Annotated in this window: 15 protein-coding genes; 3 read left to right on the forward strand and 12 right to left on the reverse strand. The window is 34.0% G+C overall.

Annotated elements, in window-relative coordinates; translation table 11 throughout:
* Positions 1 to 187 precede the first annotated feature (187 nt).
* The 10 genes from pgi to uvrC form a co-directional block, all read right to left on the reverse strand.
* Positions 188 to 1,831, reverse strand: a complete 1,644-nt coding sequence (gene pgi / locus BLP44_RS04235) for a glucose-6-phosphate isomerase (RefSeq protein WP_091129658.1) — start codon at positions 1,829 to 1,831, stop codon at positions 188 to 190.
* 111 nt (positions 1,832 to 1,942) lie between these two features.
* Positions 1,943 to 2,275 carry a hypothetical protein gene (locus BLP44_RS04240; RefSeq protein ID WP_091129661.1) on the reverse strand — a complete coding sequence of 111 codons (333 nt, stop codon included), beginning with the start codon at positions 2,273 to 2,275 and terminating at the stop codon, positions 1,943 to 1,945.
* A gap of 38 nt (positions 2,276 to 2,313) precedes the next feature.
* On the reverse strand, positions 2,314 to 2,934 hold the full coding sequence (locus BLP44_RS04245) for a hypothetical protein (RefSeq protein ID WP_091129665.1): 621 nt from the start codon (positions 2,932 to 2,934) through the stop codon (positions 2,314 to 2,316).
* 23 nt (positions 2,935 to 2,957) lie between these two features.
* Positions 2,958 to 4,178: a peptidoglycan DD-metalloendopeptidase family protein gene (locus BLP44_RS04250; protein WP_066033349.1), complete on the reverse strand. Its 1,221-nt coding sequence runs from the start codon at positions 4,176 to 4,178 to the stop codon at positions 2,958 to 2,960.
* 25 nt (positions 4,179 to 4,203) lie between these two features.
* The gene (locus tag BLP44_RS04255) at positions 4,204 to 5,145 is read right to left on the reverse strand and encodes a tryptophan 2,3-dioxygenase family protein (protein ID WP_091129668.1); all 942 of its coding nucleotides are present in this window, start codon (positions 5,143 to 5,145) and stop codon (positions 4,204 to 4,206) included.
* Complete coding sequence (locus tag BLP44_RS04260; RefSeq protein ID WP_008465354.1) at positions 5,145 to 5,915, reverse strand: DUF3108 domain-containing protein; 771 nt, start codon at positions 5,913 to 5,915, stop codon at positions 5,145 to 5,147. Before BLP44_RS04260 ends, BLP44_RS04255 begins: the two co-directional genes overlap by 1 nt.
* A 298-nt stretch (positions 5,916 to 6,213) precedes the next feature.
* Positions 6,214 to 7,374, reverse strand: a complete 1,161-nt coding sequence (gene hppD / locus BLP44_RS04265) for a 4-hydroxyphenylpyruvate dioxygenase (RefSeq protein WP_008465353.1) — start codon at positions 7,372 to 7,374, stop codon at positions 6,214 to 6,216.
* 228 nt (positions 7,375 to 7,602) lie between these two features.
* Positions 7,603 to 8,760, reverse strand: coding sequence for a homogentisate 1,2-dioxygenase (locus BLP44_RS04270; RefSeq protein WP_091129820.1), 1,158 nt, complete (start codon positions 8,758 to 8,760; stop codon positions 7,603 to 7,605).
* A 320-nt stretch (positions 8,761 to 9,080) separates the two neighbouring features.
* Positions 9,081 to 11,351: a patatin-like phospholipase family protein gene (locus BLP44_RS04275; RefSeq protein ID WP_091129672.1), complete on the reverse strand. Its 2,271-nt coding sequence runs from the start codon at positions 11,349 to 11,351 to the stop codon at positions 9,081 to 9,083.
* Positions 11,352 to 11,358: 7 nt separating this feature from the next.
* Entirely contained in the window at positions 11,359 to 13,152 is a 1,794-nt protein-coding gene (gene uvrC, locus BLP44_RS04280) for an excinuclease ABC subunit UvrC (protein WP_008465350.1), read from the reverse strand.
* 134 nt (positions 13,153 to 13,286) lie between these two features.
* On the opposite strand from uvrC, the gene BLP44_RS04285 reads away from it, so the two are divergent.
* The 3 genes from BLP44_RS04285 (at position 13,287) to BLP44_RS04295 (ending at position 16,662) form a co-directional block, all read left to right on the forward strand.
* Positions 13,287 to 14,267, forward strand: coding sequence for a succinylglutamate desuccinylase/aspartoacylase family protein (locus BLP44_RS04285; RefSeq protein ID WP_008465348.1), 981 nt, complete (start codon positions 13,287 to 13,289; stop codon positions 14,265 to 14,267).
* Entirely contained in the window at positions 14,254 to 14,823 is a 570-nt protein-coding gene (locus BLP44_RS04290; protein ID WP_091129675.1) for a 5-formyltetrahydrofolate cyclo-ligase, read from the forward strand. The genes BLP44_RS04285 and BLP44_RS04290 overlap by 14 nt, the downstream gene beginning before the upstream one ends.
* A gap of 288 nt (positions 14,824 to 15,111) precedes the next feature.
* Positions 15,112 to 16,662 carry a vWA domain-containing protein gene (locus tag BLP44_RS04295; protein ID WP_091129678.1) on the forward strand — a complete coding sequence of 517 codons (1,551 nt, stop codon included), beginning with the start codon at positions 15,112 to 15,114 and terminating at the stop codon, positions 16,660 to 16,662.
* Between the two features lie 81 nt (positions 16,663 to 16,743).
* Here BLP44_RS04295 and BLP44_RS04300 read toward each other — a convergent pair whose 3' ends face one another.
* Both BLP44_RS04300 and BLP44_RS04305 read right to left on the reverse strand, forming a co-directional pair.
* Positions 16,744 to 17,490, reverse strand: coding sequence for a tetratricopeptide repeat protein (locus tag BLP44_RS04300; RefSeq protein WP_091129682.1), 747 nt, complete (start codon positions 17,488 to 17,490; stop codon positions 16,744 to 16,746).
* 57 nt (positions 17,491 to 17,547) lie between these two features.
* Positions 17,548 to 19,293, reverse strand: a complete 1,746-nt coding sequence (locus tag BLP44_RS04305) for a BatD family protein (protein WP_091129686.1) — start codon at positions 19,291 to 19,293, stop codon at positions 17,548 to 17,550.
* Between the last annotated feature and the right edge of the window lie 40 nt (positions 19,294 to 19,333).

Here is a 19,333-nt window from a genome sequence, read left to right on the forward strand (position 1 = left end):
ATATTGTTTTCTTGAATTTATGTGAAGCTTTTTTGTTAAAAATGTAATTATTCTAGTAGTGCCGTAAGTGGGAATAGGCAAATTGGCGGATAATTCTGCTTTTTGTCGGTCTTTTATATAAAAAACGTCCTAATTTTACTAAAAATTAGGACGTTTTAAAAGTTAGAGAATATTTAAAAAAAGTATTCTATTTATTTTTTAAGAAATGATTTAACAAAAATGAAGTTGAACTATCGTGATTCTTAACGGTCTTAGAATTGATCTCGTCTAAGATAGAATTTGCCAATTGTTTACCTAACTCAACTCCCCATTGGTCAAAACTGAAAATGTTCCAAATAACTCCTTGAACAAAAATTTTATGTTCATATAATGCAATTAAAGAACCTAAACTTTTTGGTGTAAGTTTTTGAATCAAAATAGTATTCGTTGGTTTGTTTCCAGTGAAAACTTTAAAAGGCAATAAATAAGAAGCTTTTTCGGCTGCTAATCCTTGCTTGTCAAATTCTGCCTGAACTTGTGCTTCTGTTTTTCCATTCATTAAAGCTTCAGTCTGAGCAAAAAAGTTAGACATTAATTTATTATGATGATCTTCGTTTCCGTAAAGTGGTTTTACGAATCCAATGAAGTCTGTTGGGATTCTTTTTGTTCCTTGATGAATTAACTGGAAGAAAGCGTGTTGTGAGTTTGTCCCTGGTTCTCCCCAAATAATTGTTCCAGTTTGGTAGTTAACAGGTTTTCCGTCACGGCCAACGCTTTTCCCGTTACTTTCCATAAAAGCTTGTTGTAAATACGGAGCTAATTTTGATAAATATTGCGTGTACGGAATCAAAGCTTCACTTTCGGCACCATAAAAATTATTGTACCAAACACTTAACAAAGCTAAAATAACTGGAATGTTTTCATCAAATTCTGCTGATTTGAAATGCTCATCCATTTCATTTGCTCCTTTCAGTAAGTCATTGTAGTTGTCAAAACCAACTGCCAATGCAATGCTTAAACCAACAGCGCTCCAAAGAGAAAATCTTCCTCCAACCCAGTCCCACATTGGGAAAACGTTACTTGGATTAATTCCGAATTCTGTTACTTTTTGAATGTTTGTAGAAACTGCTACGAAATGTTTAGCGATATCTTCTTGAGAAGCCGATTTTAAAAACCATTCTTTAATTGTCTCAGAATTTGAAAGTGTTTCTTGAGTAGTAAAAGTTTTAGAAACAATTACAAAAAGTGTTGTTTCTGGATTTAGTTTTTTGATGATTTCGTTTACGTGGTCACCGTCAACATTCGAAACGAAATAAGTGTTTAAGTGATTTTTGTAAAACTGTAAAGCTTCAACAGCCATAACAGGACCAAGGTCAGAACCGCCAATTCCGATATTTACAATATCAGTAAAAGCTTTTCCGGTATATCCTTTCCTTTCTCCAGAAATTACTTCTTGAGTAAAGTTTTTGATTTTATTTTTTACTTCGTAAACTTCAGGAATTACATTTTCTCCATCAACCTTAATTACAGCTGATTCTGGAGCACGTAATGCAGTGTGTAAAACGGCACGGTTTTCTGTCTGATTGATTAATTCTCCTCCAAAATATTGTGCAATTGCATCTTTCAGTCCGATCGAATTTGCTAATTCCAATAAAAGAGAAACCGTTTCTTGACTAATATTATTTTTTGAGTAATCTACTAAAAAATCATTCCATTGCAAGTTGAATTTTTCAGCACGTGCACTATCTTGTTGAAACAATTCTTGTATTGTGGTTTCGTGAATTGCGTTATAGTGGTTCTGTAGATTTTTCCACGCTTCAGTCCCGGTTGGGTTTGTTGTGTTTAAAGCCATTTTTATCTATAATTGAGTTTGTTTTCTGAAACACAAAAATACTGAAATAACTTTTAAAAGGGGAGCGGTTTGCGATTATATAACAATAAGTTACGAAAACGTTTTATGAGTTTACTTTTGAATTTTTGAAGTTATGATTATCGCGCCATCATTTTCTTTTTCATTGTAAATGATACGGCTGCTGTTTTTGTTTAAAAAGTCTAAAGTGATAATATCGAGCTTTTTTAGTGGCAATAAGATCGTGTCTTGTTTTTTGTTGTATTTAAATGAAGTTCCGTTAACTACAATCAAAGGCGATTCTCCAATTAAATCATTTTCGAAGGCAGTGTTAACTAGTTTCTGAACAAAATATCTGCTTTCTTCTTTTTCATTTAAAACAAAAACCTTTGGATTGGAACACCCAATAGCGAATAGAGATAAAAGTATTAGAAAGGATTTTTGCATGTATTAGGTTTGATAGAAGCTTTTGACTAAATATTTTTTTACCAAAACTTCCACCAAGGCTTTTTATTGATTTCTATAATTTTTTTAGAGACATCAACATCAATTCTTTTTGGCGATTCTGTTTTAATTTTAGAATCATCAAAAAATAATTGACCGTTTTCATCCATTCCAAGCGGAAATTTGGTTCTTTCTTTCCAGTTCTCAGTTTGTAATTCTGGAATTAAGTCAAGATCAATTTTTTCGCGAAAGCGTTTTTGAGCTTTTTCGATAATTTCTTCTTCTAAGTTTGAAGATGAATTTTTGAAAAGTGAAATCGAATTGTCTGGAATATTCAGAAGAAAAATTTGTGTTTTATCACCGATTTTCTGAATGTCCAATACTTTGAAATAAGCAATCGAGTCTAAAAGATAATGTCCAATTTTTGCCGAATCAGGATTAAATTTTGACAAATCTTTGGCATGCGCACTGGCAATCAAATATCTCAGATTTCCTGAAATTCCTCCACCAATCGAACTCATATCAGTAAATCCTTTTTCTTGAATGATCTGTCCGACTTTATAATTCAAAATTAAATTTTCAGGAAGATTTGTATCTCTGTAAAATAATTTTAAACCAGAAAAAGTTTCATGATACATGGTTTTGAGGCGTTCATTTTTCATGATTTTCGATTCAAAAAGATTATTTACAAATTACCAATACTGTCCAATTCTCTTTTTAGAGGCTCAATCTGTGTCATAAAGCGAGTTCTGTCATTCCCAGTCAAAGATTCTCCTGTTGGAAGATTTAATCGAAGCGCATCTACTTGTACGCCATTTTTCCAGAAACGATAGCAAACGTGTGGACCAGAAGCTAAACCTGTACTTCCAACCAAGCCAATTGTCTGTCCTTGCGTAACGCGTTGTCCGCGACGAACTAGGATTTTAGACATATGTAAATATTGAGTAGAGTAGGTTCCGTTATGTTTTACTTTTACAAAGTTTCCGTTTCCTGCAGTATATCCGGTAGCTTCTACAACTCCTGATGCGGTGGTTGAAATTGGCGTTCCAGTTGGAGCTGCATAATCGGTTCCTTTATGTGCTTTCCAAGTATGCTGTACAGGATGGTATCTGTTCATGGTGAATCTTGAAGTGATTCGGCTGAATTTAATTGGCGTTTTTAGGAAGAAGTTTTTAAGTGTTTTTCCCTCATCGTCATAATATTCAATCTTTCCAGAAGTGGTATCTTTTTCAAAAGGAAAAGCATAAATTATTTTTCCTTTATATTCAAAAAATGCAGCTTCAAGATCTTCAACGCCATCATAGGTTTTTCCGTTAATGAATCGCTCTGTGAAAATTAATCCGTAGCGATCGCCTTTTTTTAGTTTGAAGAAGTCAATAGACCAAGAAAATACTTTTGTAATTCTGCTAGCCAAAGCGGTTTCAACACTTTCATTTCCTAAAGTTTCAGAAAGAGAGCTTTTTAAAACGCCACCAATCATTTTTCGTTTTAAAGTAACTGGTTTTATTTTTTTATATGCTTTTGCAATGCTATCTCGTAAATCGACAACATAATAACTTAAGGCATCTGGCTGATAAATAAAAACTTGAAGATTATTGGTTTTGTTTTTAGAACGAAGTAAAGTGAAAGGTTTTCCGTAACGAATGTTTCTGACATTGAAAGAATCTTTTACCTGTTCTACAATTTCATTTACTTTTTTGTCTCCAATGTTTTGGCTTTGCATAATTGAGCCAAAAGAATCTCCTTTTGAAATAGTGTCATTAACAACATTAAAGTCTGCGTAATTAAAACCGAATTCTATTTTTTTGGTTGCTGGTTTAGTAATTTTTGCTTCTACTTTTTCTTCTTCTTTTTTACATGAAAAAATAGAAAACAAGACAATTAAAATTACGACTGCTTTTTTCAAACTTTATAAATTTTTTGTGGTGAAATTAAACTTCAGTTTCATTTCCCCAATTGGACAATTCTTCTTCGGTCCACAATTTAGGAAAAAAGATGCGTCTTTGGTATTTTGGGTGCATATATTTTTGCCAGTCGCTTCCTCCTGTAGCTTCTCCATTGCCTTTTCCGCTTTCTAAGATGTATTTTCTTGCAGTGTTAAGATGCTGCATTACCCAAGTAATGTTTACCGTTTTATCGTAATGGCGCATTGCAGCGATTAGTTCTGGATTTTGCTGATCTTGAATTGGTAATTGGATGAATTTTTGCCAAAGGTTTTTTGTTTTGAAAGAAGCCATTTGTCTCAAAAACTGTTCTTTGTATTTCTTTTCAAATTCATTTAACAAATATGATTTTTCGCCAGTGTGATAATCTTTTCCGGCTGCTTGCCAATAAAGGTGTTCAAAGCTGGTTTCCAAATCGGTATTTTCATCAAAGTTTGCTTTGTATCTGCGGTCTGTCAAATTGATAACGTCTGTCGAAGCAAATTCGATCATTCTGTATTGTGCACTTTGAAATCCGCTTGCAGGAGTGAGCGTGTTTCTGAATTTCATGTATTGATCTACTTCCATTCCGTTTTCCATAATGCTGAACGAATTGGTAAGCATATCAAAGTATCTTGTAATTCTTGATAATCTTTCGCTGAAAAAATCAACCTGAATGTTTTCCGTTTCGGCAATCTGATCAATTTCCCACAATATCATTTTAAAAATTAATTCATTTACCTGATGGTACATGATAAAAACCATTTCGTCAGGAAGTGTGGTGCGTTGTATTTGTAAATTTAATAGAGCGTCTGTTTGAATGTAATCCCAATAAGTAATTGGTTTGGCCCAAAGCAATCCTTCTAACTGAACATCAGTTTTTTGATTTATGGCTTGAAATTTAAGGCCAATTTCTTTTAAAATTGCTTCAGAATGATCTGTAGGGTTCATTATTTTTTTGCTTTAAGTGGACTTTTCAGTCCTTTATATTCATCGAGATCGGCTTTAAGAGATCCTACGGCCAAATCTGCTTTAATTCTAATCGGAACTTTGTTTACGTCGTCTGTTATCCAGAGTGTTAAGCTCTCTTTTTCTTTAAATACTCTTCCAGTCTGTACCGACGGTTTGAAGACCATTGTAGAAACGGTTCCAAATTTAGTCGTAATATCTTGACGACCTATATATTTTAACTTAAATTTTGTGATTTCATCATCAAAAAACATGTCGATTGTAATGGATTCGCCTGATTTAAGTTTGTCAATGTTGGGATGGTTTCTCAGGTAATAAAATGCAGAAACAATATCTTGAACGCTTTCTGTAACAACGATTGTTTTTTCAGATTTACGCTTATAGTCTTTTACTAAAACTCTATTTTCATTTTGATTGAAAAAACCTTCTTGATTTTTGGTATAACCCCCTTCATCAATTTTTCTAACATATCGGTATGGTTTTCCTGTTTCTTTGTCAAAATAACTTTCATACAAATCTTCTACTTTGAAGAAAAATTTTGACATTCCAGTTGTGTAACCTTTTCCAACAGAGTGGTATACCTTTTTATTATTGATGGTGGCATCTTTAACTTCAAGAGTGGCGTATCCAGCATTTACAATTCCATAATGTATTCTAAATTTAAAATATTCTCCAGTATCGAAAGCGTCTTCTTTTTGAGGCGCGAAAGACAGTATTGTTAGTGATAATATAGTGAGGATGAGCTTTTTCATAGTACATTCTTTACGTTTTATTATAAAGGTAGACAAATGCAAATTCTATTCCAAATGTACCAAAACAAAAAAACTCAGTCAAAGATGACTGAGTTTTTATGCTATTAACTAACCAAAAAACTATAAATTATGAAATTTATATCAATTCGGAAGGAAACCACCCCTTCCTGATTTGCGAGTGCAAAGATAGATAGAAAGTTCAGATTTCAAATAGCCAAAGTCAAGTTTAACATAACATTTGCAAAAAAAGCATCGTTTTTTAGAGAAATCCGCGTTTAAATGCAAAAAAAATGCGTTTTTACAAAGTTCCTCTCAATTCTTGTTCTCTCTCAATTGACTCAAACAGAGCTTTAAAGTTACCTGCACCAAATCCTTTTGCACCCATTCTCTGGATAATTTCGAAGAAAAGTGTAGGTCTGTCTTGAACTGGCTTGGTAAAAATCTGTAATAAGTAACCATCTTCATCGGCATCAACCATGATCGCCAATTTTTCGATTTCATTTAAATCTTCTTTCATCATATCCATATGAACACCTAATCTTTCTGGGATTGCTTCATAATAAGTATGAGGAGGGGCCGATAAAAACTCAACGCCGCGTGCTCTCAGTTGTGATACTGTTTTGATGATATCGTCTGTAGCAATGGCAATGTGCTGAATTCCAGGTCCACCGTAGAAATCTAAATACTCTTCAATTTGAGATTTTTTCTTTCCTTCTGCTGGTTCGTTGATTGGGAATTTAATTCTCCCATTTCCGTTTGACATTACTTTACTCATCAATGCAGAATATTCTGTGGTGATTTGTTTGTCGTCAAAAGATAAGAAATTCACAAATCCCATAACTTCTTCGTAGAATTTTACCCAAGTATTCATTTCATTCCAACCTACATTTCCCACCATGTGGTCGATGTATTTTAATCCTGTTGGTTCTGGATTAAAGTCAGATTTCCATTCTCTATAACCAGGAAGGAAAACTCCGTTGTAATTTTTTCTTTCAACGAAAATGTGAACGGTTTCTCCATAAGTGTAAATTCCAGAACGTACCACTTGACCAAATTCATCTTCTTCTACAGTTGGTTCCATAAAAGAGCGTGCTCCACGTTTCATCGTTTCTTCGTAAGATTTTGTTGCATCTTCAACCCAAAGGGCAGCAACTTTTACTCCGTCACCATGTTTTTTCAAATGTTCGTTAATTGGAGAATCCGCTGTTAATGGCGTTGTTAAAACAATTCTGATTTTGTCTTGTTTTAAAACATAAGATGCTCTGTCTCTTACTCCAGTTTCTAATCCGGCATAAGCCAATGATTGATATCCAAATGCAGATTTATAATAATGTGCAGCTTGTTTTGCATTCCCTACATAAAACTCTACATAATCTGTTCCTAATAATGGAAGGAAATCTTGTGCTCCTTCAAATATTTTCTCTAATCCGTATTCTACTGATTTTACTTCTTTGCTCATTTTGTTTATTTGTTTAATCGGTTAATCGTTTAATTGATCGAAAACCGAAGTGTTAGTGTTGTGTTTGATTTTTTTTTACTGCAAAGAGCGCAAAGATTTTTTTGATTTAGATTTTATAAAATCGCTAAGAACGCAAAGCTTTGCGAACTTGGTTTGGTAAAACTTACTTAGAATCTTTGTGAACTTTGCGAAAAATCCTTTGCGAACTTTGCGGTTAAACTCGATTAGTTACTCCGTCCAAGATTTGTAATATTTCCCGTCATCCAATCCCATAGCTTCTTCAGTAACCATTAACGGACGGAAAGTATCCACCATAACGGCTAATTCTTGAGTTTCTTTGTGACCAATACTGCGTTCCATTGCGCCAGGCGCTGGACCGTGTGGAATTCCTTTGGGGTGTAACGTGATATGCCCTTGCTCAATATTATTTCGGCTCATAAAATCACCATCAACATAATATAGGACTTCGTCAGAATCTATATTGCTATGATTGTATGGCGCCGGAATCGCTTTTGGGTGATAATCGTAAAGTCTAGGGCAGAATGAACAAACAACGAAAGCTGCTGTTTCAAAAGTTTGATGTACTGGTGGCGGTTGGTGAACACGTCCCGTTATAGGCTCGAAATTGTGAATTGAAAATCCGTACGGGAAATTGTAGCCGTCCCAGCCTACAACGTCAAACGGATGTGTGGCATAAACCACTTCGTGAATCATTCCTTCTTTTTTGATTTTAATTAAAAAATCACCTTTTTCGTCATGTGTTTCCAATTCGCTTGGCAGAATAAAATCACGCTCGCAAAATGGAGAATGTTCTAAATGTTGGCCAGATTGGTTTTTATAACGTTTGGGGGTATAAAAAGGAGAATAAGATTCTACGTAAAATAATCGGTTATCTTCTGTTTCGAATTCGATTTGATAAATAATGCCGCGTGGAATAATTAAATAATCGCCATATTCAAACGGGATATTCCCTAACATGGTTCTTAATTTTCCTTTCCCTCTGTGGATGAAAAGCATTTCATCAGCGTCGGCATTTTTGTAGAAATAATTTCGAAGCGATTCTTTCGGCGCAGCCAAACCAATAATGCAGTCTTTATTGACCAACATAGCTTTTCGGCTGTCTAGAAAATCATTCTCAGGTTTCAATTCAAAACCTTTAAAAAGTAATGATTTTATGTTTTTTCCGATTGCAATTTTAGGTTCAACCGAATAAGAGTTTAAAATTTCTTTAACCTGCGTTGGTCTGTGTACATGATAAGACAATGACGAATGTCCATGAAAACCTTCGGTTCCAAACAATTGTTCGTAATAAAAACCTCCACTTGGCTTTTCGAATTGGGTGTGTCGCTTTTGAGGAAAATCCCCAAGTTTATGATATAGTGGCATGGCTTTTTCAATTAGATAATTAGTAAAATTAGATAATTCGAAAATTTGAATTGCAGAGATAAACAACCAGTTCAATTTTTGATATTGACTGATTATTTCAATTCGATAGAGCCATTACTCAGGATTTCTCTTGATGAGGAATTGAAGATACTCTAATAAACCTGTCCAATTTGTTTTCATTATAACAAATGTCGTAATTTTTTCGGAGTAAAAATAAAAATTATATTATTTATAACTATAAAATAACTTAATTTTTTTGATTTAAATTTTATGATGTAAAAAAATAGGCAGAATTTATTGAAGTATTCTCGATTATACTACTAAAATTGAAACCCGATACTAAACCACGTGAAGCTTTTTGACATTTCTGGAGACCAAGATTGTTTTACTTCAATTGGTCCAATTATGGTTTCTAAACCATAACCAATTGCGTATCCTGTATATTTTGGCATAGAAACCCAATCAACAGAAGAGAAAATATCATCTCCTAAGTTGGCAAAATTAGCTGATACATTGATATGGTTTTTTTTGAAGATTTCATAATCAATATTAATATCAGATTTAATGTAGCTGTTGCCGGCAATACTTAGAAAATCATATCCGTAGAAATAATTGAAGTTATTTATTTTGTTGTATCCATAACCTCCCAAAATAAAATCAAAAAACGGAACACTATCGCTGCCAATATTAAATCCAGCATCGGCTCCAAATTTTATGGTTGCTTTTCTGAATAACGGTCTCACAATTGAAACCTCGGCTTTTGCAATGGAAAAAGGTTTAAATTGTTTGGTATAATCCGATGATGCCATATAGGTCTGCACATCTGTAGAAAAATATAATCCAGAGCTTGGGTAATATTTTTCATCTAACGAATCGTATTTTAAATAAGCAAAAGCGCTAAAATAATTGCTTTTCTCAATTATGTTATCTTCATTGGCAAGCGTAGGCGAATTGATTTTTAGATATTTATATTCTAAACCACCGCCCATTAAAAATTTCTGCACAAAAATAGTCTGAAAATAAGCCTGATTGCTTATGTCCATAAAGTCAACATTAATGAGATTGACATTTGGTGTTTCTTTCAGAACGCCACTTAAACTGGTAGTTACATTTCGGTTAAATTGATTCAATCTAGAACGGAAACCAAAACTGATGTTAAAGCCATTTTCGACATAATAGTTAAAATCATATCTGAAATTATCACCCAGAATGATATCTAGAGAAGTAACATCATTTTTTAAGAAAGTCTTTTTATGAGTAAGATTTAATAAAACAGCACTTTTGTAAAGTCCATCATAATGAAGTCCAAGTTTTAGATACGTCTGAGTTGGATTTTCTCTTAAAACCAAATCCAAATTGTCTTTATCGCCATTTGGCTGAAGGCAATAGGAGATTGTGCTAAAGTTTTGTGTAGCATTTAAGTTGTTAATTCCAGCTTTAAGAACGTCATAAGTTATAGTGCTTCCTGGCTTGAAACGAAGTTTGCCGCGAATATATTCTTTGGTATAATTTTCTAATTTATCAGTATTTATGTCTTGAATATGAAGCGTATCTGTTGCAACTTTTAATTTTGGTTTTTTATAAAAGTTGTTTTCGTCTGTCAATGTTTTGAGTTTTTCATAAACCGCAAAAGCCGCTTCTTCTCCTTTTCTGATGATTTCTTCTCCTCGGTCAAATGAAATAACACCAAAATCGCGAATATCAGGTTTGATGTAAACATCGGTGTCTTTTACCTTACTTTTCATTTTTTCGATGGATTGCAGATTGGTAATCTGAACCAAAATTCTCGTGGCATTTTTCAGGTTTTTTCTTTTCAGCAAATCGTCCTGAACGTCGACACCAATAATAATATCTGCACCAAGATTGCGAACTTCTTGTATAGGGTAATTGTTTACAACACCGCCATCAACAAGAAGATTTCCGTCAATTTCTACTGGAGTAAATAAAGAAGGAAAAGCAGCGCTTGCCATCATAGCCTGAACAAGATTTCCTTTGTTTAATAAAACTTCTTCACCTGTTTCAATATTGGTTCCGATACATAGAAAGGGAGTAGGCAGTTTGTTGAAATCACGAACATGGCGTACGTTTCTAGTTAAACTGCTCAATAAATTATAATTGTACATTCCTTTTGAAAGCGCTTCAGGAATGCCGATTCTGAAATTGCTAAATGGCAAAACAACGGCATACAATTCGTCATTCTTTTTGCCATAAAAGTTTTTGGATGAACGCGGAATATAATCGTTAATTAATTCGTCAAAATTGGTTTTTTTAAAAATCGAATCAATCTGTGAAGCGTTGTAACCAGAAGCATAAAGTCCGCCAATTACAGAACCCATACTGGTTCCGCCGATATAATCAATTTTGATTCCGGCTTCTTCCAAAACTTTTAAAACTCCGATATGAGCAAAACCTTTGGCTCCGCCGCCGCTTAAAACCAAACCAATTTTGGGTCTTTTAACACTGTCTTTTTTAATTTCCTGTGAAAAAGCTTCTTGCGAAAACAAAAATAACAGCAATACGACAAATGAGAATGCGCGCGAGGAAACTCCTTTAAACCAATTTTTTGAAATGTACAGTTGGAATGAACGCATAAAAACTCTAGTTGGTTTTGTAAAAGTCGACAATTTTTTTGGCTTTAGAAACACCTACAACGGCTGAAATTTCTTTTTCTGTAGCTAATTTCAATCTTTTAACACTTTTGAAATGTTGTATTAATGTAGTCATGGTTTTTTCACCGATTCCTGGAATACTTTCAACAGAAGAATTAAGGGCCGATTTGCTTCTTTTGTCTCTATGAAATGTAATCCCGAATCTATGCGCCTCATTTCTTAAATGCTGAATAACTTTTAATGTTTCTGATTTTTTGTCCAAATATAACGGAATTGAATCGCCAGGATAGAAAAGTTCTTCCAGACGTTTTGCGATTCCGATAATGGCTACTTTTCCGCGTAATCCTAAATCGTCAATGCTTTTTAAAGCTGCTGAGAGCTGTCCTTTTCCACCGTCAATTATTATCAATTGTGGCAAAGGTTCGTTTTCTTCTAATACTCTTTTGTAACGGCGATACACAATTTCGGTCATCGAAGCAAAGTCGTTTGGCCCTTCAACGGTTTTGACATTAAAATGGCGATAATCTTTTTTGCTCGGTTTTCCGTCTTTAAAAACGACACAAGCCGCAACTGGATTTGTTCCCTGAATATTCGAGTTATCAAAACATTCTATATGTCTTGGTTCAGACGGAAGACGCAAATCTTTCTGCATCTGCGCCATAATTCGGTTTACGTGACGATCTGGATCTACAATCTGCAATTGTTTTAATTGTTCGATGCGATAGAATTTGGCATTTCGAATCGACAAATCCAGAATCTGTTTTTTATCCCCAAGTTGTGGAACAGTTGTCTTGATATTTTCGCCTAAATCCAATTCAAAAGGAACAATAATTTCTTTGGATAATAATTGAAAACGCTCACGAAGTTCTACAATTGCCAATTCCAGTAATTCTTCATCGCTTTCATCGAGTTTTTTCTTCATTTCTAAAGTGTGCGAACGAATAATAGAACCATGTGAAATCTGAAGGAAATTGACATAAGCGGCACTTTCGTCAGAAACAATCGAGAAAACATCGATATTGGTGATCTTCGGATTTATAATAGTAGATCTAGATTGATAATTTTCCAAAACTTCAATCTTTTCTTTAATTTTCTGCGCTTCTTCAAACTGCAAGTTCTGCGCATAATTGTTCATCAGTTTCTTGAAATCTTTTAAACTTTCTTTGAAGTTTCCTTTCAGGATTTCGCGAATCGCATTGACTTGTTTTTGGTATTCTTCCAAAGGTTCCAAACCTTCGCATGGGCCTTTGCAATTGCCAATATGATATTCTAAACAAACTTTAAATTTTCCAGAATTAATATTCGATTCGCTCAAATCGTAGTTGCAAGTTCTAAGCGGATACAATTCTTTGATTAAATCTAAAATCGTATGTACAGTTTTGAAATTAGTGTATGGGCCAAAATATTCAGAGCCGTCTTTAACCATTCTTCGAGTAGAAAATATTCTAGAAAATGGTTCTTTTTTGATGCAAATCCACGGATACGTTTTATCATCTCTTAATAAAACGTTGTATCGCGGCTGAAGCGTTTTAATTAAATTGTTTTCTAATAAAAGCGCATCGGTTTCCGTTGGAACTACGATATGTTTTATAGTAACGATTTTTTTTACCAATACATTTGTTTTGGCAGTATCGTGAATTTTATTGAAATAGGATGAAACCCTTTTTTTTAAATTTTTAGCTTTTCCGACATACAAGATTTTCCCGTCTTTATCATAATATTGATATACGCCCGGATTATCAGGCAAGGTTAAAATTTGAAGATCTAAGGACGGTTTTTGCATTCTATTCTGTTTCTGAAGATGTTCGAAAAGCTTTTCAAAAACCATTCCGATTTCTGAAACAAGCTTAACATTGAATTAGTTTCAAATTTACAAAATCAAAAGAATAATTTCTATATTTAGATTTTATAATTCACATGAAAAATAGTGCTCCATTGGTCATTTTTGGCGAATCGATTTTGCCAGGAGAACATAGAACCATAAATGTCGAAATTGCTCGGCTTCATACTACAACTAAGTTGAATATTCCTGTAATTGTGCGCCGTTCTAAACATGAAGGCCCAACAATATTGTTTTCAGCAGGAATACATGGTGACGAAATTAACGGTGTCGAAATTGTTCGTCAGATCATTAGTAAAAAAATAAACAGACCGGCTTGCGGTACAATAATCTGTATTCCGGTAATCAATATGTACGGTTTTGTCAACAAATCGAGAGAATTTCCAGACGGGCGTGACTTGAATCGTGTTTTTCCCGGAAGTAAAAAAGGTTCGCTTGCCAGCCGATTTGCCTATCATATTGTCGAAGAGATTTTACCGATTTTAGATTATGCTGTCGATTTTCATGCGGGTGGAGCAAGCCGTTTTAATGCGCCGCAGATTAGAATTACCGAAAATAATCCTGAACTGAAAGTTCTCGCCGATATTTTTAATGCACCATTTACGCTGTATTCTAAAAATATAAATGGCTCTTTTAGGAAAACTTCTGAGAGTGCCAATGTCAAAATGCTGCTTTTTGAAGGCGGAAAATCACTAGATATCAATAACGAAATTGCAAACCAAGGCGTATTAGGAACCAAACGTTTGCTTCACTATTTAGGAATGTTGGATTCTAAACAAATTATGGAACCCGCATTAACTCCTTCAATTTATATTAAACAATCGGTTTGGCTACGTGCAAAATGTTCTGGACTGCTTCATGATTTTAATTTGGTTGGAAAATTTGTAACCAAAGGAACTATCTTAGCCATTATTACAGATCCGTTTGGGAAGTTTGAGCAAAAAGTAAAAGCACCGCATGATGGTTATGTAATCAATGCCAATCATTCGCCAATTGTTTATGAGGGCGATGCCATTTATCATTTATCTAAAACCCCAGACGATAATGCCGACGAGTAAAAAAGAACTTCGCATAGAATATAAAAATCTTCGTAAAGCACTTTCTTTTGATGAAATAGAAGAGAAGAGCCTTGCAATTGCCAATCAATTAATTCAAATGCCGATCTGGAATAAAACGTATTATCATGTTTTTCTTCCGATTGAAGAGCATAAAGAAGTAAATACCGAATATATTCTGCACTTGCTTTCTGGAAAAGACAAAGAAGTCTTGATTTCGAAAAGTGATTTTGAAACCAGAAAAATGACTCATTTTCTTTTAACAGATAACACCAAAATCAAAAAGAACGAATACAATATTCCTGAACCCATTGACGGAATTGAAGTTCCATCTTCAAAAGTTGAAGTGGTTTTTGTGCCACTTTTGGCTTTTGATGTTTATGGAAACCGAATTGGTTATGGAAAGGGTTTCTACGATAAATTTCTTGCCGAATGCAAAACCGCAACCATAAAAATTGGACTTTCTTTTTTTGAATCGGTAAACCAAATTGATGACGTTTTTGAATCGGATATTAAATTGGATTATTGCGTTACGCCAGAGAAAATTTATACATTTTAATTTCACAACGGAACGTTCAAAATTTAATGCCACAGATTAAAATGATTCCAAAAGATTAATCCTTTAATCTGTGGCAAAAAAATCTTCACATTCAAAAAAATATTCCACACGATATCCCTTTAAAAATAAGAGTTTCTCATTTTATTTTCACGTAAGAAAAATATTTGTAAAAAATTTGGCACGATTTTGATACTCGAAAAATTGCAAATAATCGCCTCTAGTAAATCCGGAATGCTAGTCCTTATTTGAAGCCTATAACCTTTTATTAATTTTTTTAAAACTTACTTTATGAGAAATCTTAATTTCTTTATGATGGCATTCCTTGTACTTACTATTTTCGGCTGTAAGAAAGCTGATTATGAGACTGTGGAAACCGCAGATTCTACTGCAGTTGCAGCTACGACCGATTTAATTGAAGAGGAAAATTATATTCCTGAAACCAATACAGAAAGTTATGCGGCATTAGAAGAAAATCCGTTTGAATCTCCGCTGAAAGAACCACTTTCTACTTTTTCTATCGATGTTGATAACGCATCGTATACTAATATCCGCAGATTTATAAACGAAGGGCAGAAAGTTCCAAAAGATGCTGTTCGTGTTGAAGAAATGATCAACTTTTTTAAATACAAATATCCGCAGCCAGATGGTCAGCATCCGTTTTCTATAAATACAGAATACAGCGATTGTCCGTGGAATAAAAATAGCAGATTGCTAAAAATTGGTCTGCAGGGAAAGAATGTTCCAATGGCAAATTTACCAGCAACTAATTTAGTTTTTCTAGTGGATGTTTCGGGTTCGATGGATGAACCAAACAAACTGCCTTTGCTGAAAGAATCTATGAAAATTTTGGTGAAAGAACTTCGAAGCATTGATAAAGTTTCAATTGTCGTTTATGCAGGATCTGCGGGAGTAGTTTTAGAGCCAACTTCGGGAGATAATAAAGATGAAATTATGGATGCTTTTGACGATTTGCACGCAGGTGGAAGCACGGCAGGAGGAGAAGGAATCGAATTGGCTTATAAGCTGGCACAACAAAATTTTATTAAAGGCGGCAATAATCGAGTAGTGATAGCCACTGATGGAGATTTTAATGTTGGTGCTTCTTCTGATGATGATATGCTGAAATTGATTGAACAAAAAAGAGAATCTGGAGTTTTCTTAACCGTTCTTGGATTTGGAATGGGGAATTACAAAGACAGTAAAATGGAAATCTTGGCCGACAAAGGAAATGGAAATTATGCTTATATCGATAACATTCAGGAAGCGAATCGTTTTCTTGGAAAAGAATTTAAAGGTTCTATGTTTGCTATCGCAAAAGATGTAAAAATCCAAATTGAGTTTAATCCAAATCATGTTCAAGCATATCGATTGATTGGTTATGAAAACCGAAAACTGAATGCAGAAGATTTTAAAAATGATAAAATTGATGCGGGCGAATTAGGTAGCGGACATTCGGTTACGGCTTTGTATGAAATAGTTCCGGTAGGTGTAGAGAGTGATTATGTCCCTTCAGATTTAAAATATACTAAAACGCCAAAAGTTGCTGAAAATCATAGCGATGAATTGGCTACAGTAAAATTTAGATATAAAAAACCTGATGGCAATAATAGTATTGAAATTGTAAATATAATTGCAGATAAGAAAACAGACTTGGAAAACAGTTCTGCAGATTTCAAATTTACAACTGCCGTTTCTTGGTTCGGATTAAAACTCAGAGATTCCAAATATATTGCCAGCAGTTCAAGTTCGGATATTAAAAGATTGGCAAAATCTGGTTTATCAAATGACGAAGAAGGCTATAGATCTGAGTTTGTACGATTGGTCGATGCGGTGAATTAATTTAAAATTCGAAAAAAGAAAAATTCCAAACTCCAACTTAAAATTGGAATTTGGAATTTTTTATTTGAATATTTTAAAACCTTATTTTACTTCTTTAATAGTTGAAGAATCTATCCAGCCTTGAGTTCCGTCTGTCAATTCGATTTTTTTCCAGCCTGAAATACTTTCTAACACATAAACTTTTGCTCCTTCATGCAATAAGATAATACCATTTGAAGATTTTTGAGGCTCGCGTCGAACTTGGCTTAACTCAGAAAATACAATAGCAACACGATCGTTTTCAAAATGACTTTTTTCAGACATTCCAGCCGAAATGCTTAACGCAAATGCAACGAGAATAATAAACATTCCAACAAAATAAATTCTTTTTGCGAGTGTGGCATTTGAAAAGTAATACCCAATAAAACTCAATAAAAATACAAAGCCAAGCGCAACAGAAATCTTAGCCCAAGTATTATAATCAAAAATAGAAGTAAAGTTCTGGATCAGTTTTGCAAAACCTACTTTAGGAACTTCTTTGATTTCATCGATAGTCAGTTTTTTGGCAAATTTTAGATTGTTTAAAGTCTCTGGATCGTTTGGTTTAAGAACCAAAGCTTTCTCATAATTATAAATCGAAGGCGCAACCTGATTTAGTTTGTAATAACAATTTCCTAAATTGAAATACAATTCGGCAGATTGCAGTTTATCTTCTTTTATAATGTTCTCATAAACCTGTGCCGCTTCTTTATATTGCCCTTTTTGGTACAAAGCATTAGCCGATTCAAAGCGACCCTGCGCAAAGAAAACCTGCGAGATGAATAAAAAGAGATATAGTATGTTTTTCATCTTATTTTGTTTAAACCTAACAGGTTTTTAAAACCTGTTAGGTTTGTTTTATTACGTTTAAACAATCTGTTTTTCTAATTCAGAAATAATCATAACGGCCTTATCATAATCCTGCTGAATCGAAGCGCTCGATGCTGGTGCATAACGTGCAAATTCGCAGTTTTCAGTCAAAGCAATAAAGTTCTGAACCGTTTCTGCATTTGCATTTCTAGACAATAGCAATTCTCTAATATTGTCTTTGCTCATTTCTGAAGTTTCGATATGCAATTTTGCTTTCAAGAAATTGTGCATTGCTTTTTCTAATGCGATATAGAAAGGCTCTTTATTGTTAAGATATTTCTTGGCTTGTGATAAATATTTCTTAGCAAGCTTATTGTTCATTCTAATTCTGTTTCCAGTAACATCATTATCCATAGCTTCTTTTTTCTTTCTAGCTAAAATGATAATCGGAATAATGATAAATGGAGCAAACAATAATCCTAAATACAGATTTGAGTCATAAAAATCTTTTTTCTCAATCGGAATTAATGCTGTTTTAGATTTAATGTTCTTGAATTCATCTGCTTTGGCCACAACATTTTTAGCTGTCGTTCCTGTATTTACTTCGGCAGGTGTTGGTCCGTCCAAAACATCAATCATAATTTCTTTTGAAGTTATGGTTTTATAAGTGCCAGTACTCAAATCAAAATACGAAAACTGCATTGGTTTAATTGCATATTTTCCTCTGTATTGAGGAACAATAGTGTATTTGTCTGTGATTCTTCCAGACATACCGTTCAGCGAATTGGTCACTTGTTCATCGTGAACCGGATCGTACATCTCTAATGCGTTTGGAACAACTGGTTTTGGAAGAGTAAATAACTTCATGTTTCCAGTTCCCTGAGCACTCACAATTAAGTCAAGACCTTCACCATTTTTAAGTGTGGTTTTTGATGGAGTAACAGTGAAATTAAATTTTCCGACAGCACCAGTAAATCCTTCTGGTTTGCTGCTTTCAGGAAGTGGCCTTACATTAATTGTTTTTGCTCCAGCAGAAACTACTTTATTGTCTTCTGTAATGATCATTTGACCAAACATATCACGGCGATTTGTTGGCAATTGTACACCAATATCTAGAGAAAGAGGTTCAATAGTAAGCCTTCCTGATTTCTGCGGATATAAAATCACTTTTTTCAAGATTACATAATAAGCTTGTTGCCCTTGATAAGATCCTTGTTGTACAGAAAGTTGTTTGATATCAATGTTCTGATTCCAGAAATCATTGTATTTCGGTTTTGCCAGTTCTTTAAAACCGGTAACACCAATATTATTAAAATACAATTTATAAACGACTGTAATCGGTTCGTTTAGGTAAGGATTTGTTTTTGAGATTTCGGCAACTAGATTGAGCAATTCATTTCCAGATCCTTGTGGTCTATCATTAGGATCTCTTTCCTGAGCAACTGCATTGGTTACAGTAACTTTTATCGGATTTGTTTTGTAAATCTGACCATTAAATTCTATTGCAGCCTGTTTGATTGTAATTGATCCTTTTCGCTCAGGCTGTATGATATAAGAATATATTTTTTGAAAAGAGCTTCGGCCATTAATCCAAGACTGGCTAATCTGCTGGCTTGGTCCGGCAACCATTTTAAATCCATCAAAAGAAGGCTGTTCGAAATTATCTCCGTCAACATTCATAATGAAATCAATGCGAAGTCTTTCGTTTAGTCCAAGTGTATTCTTGCTGACTCTGGCTTCAAATTGCACCTGAGCCATCAATCCTTGAAAAGTGAGTAGAAATAGAATTAAATATCTTTTCATTCCTTGTTTTAGTCGTTGTTTATTTAGCTGTTAAACTGTT

This window comes from Flavobacterium anhuiense (genome assembly GCF_900101855.1).
Classification (GTDB): Bacteria; Bacteroidota; Bacteroidia; order Flavobacteriales; family Flavobacteriaceae; genus Flavobacterium; species Flavobacterium anhuiense.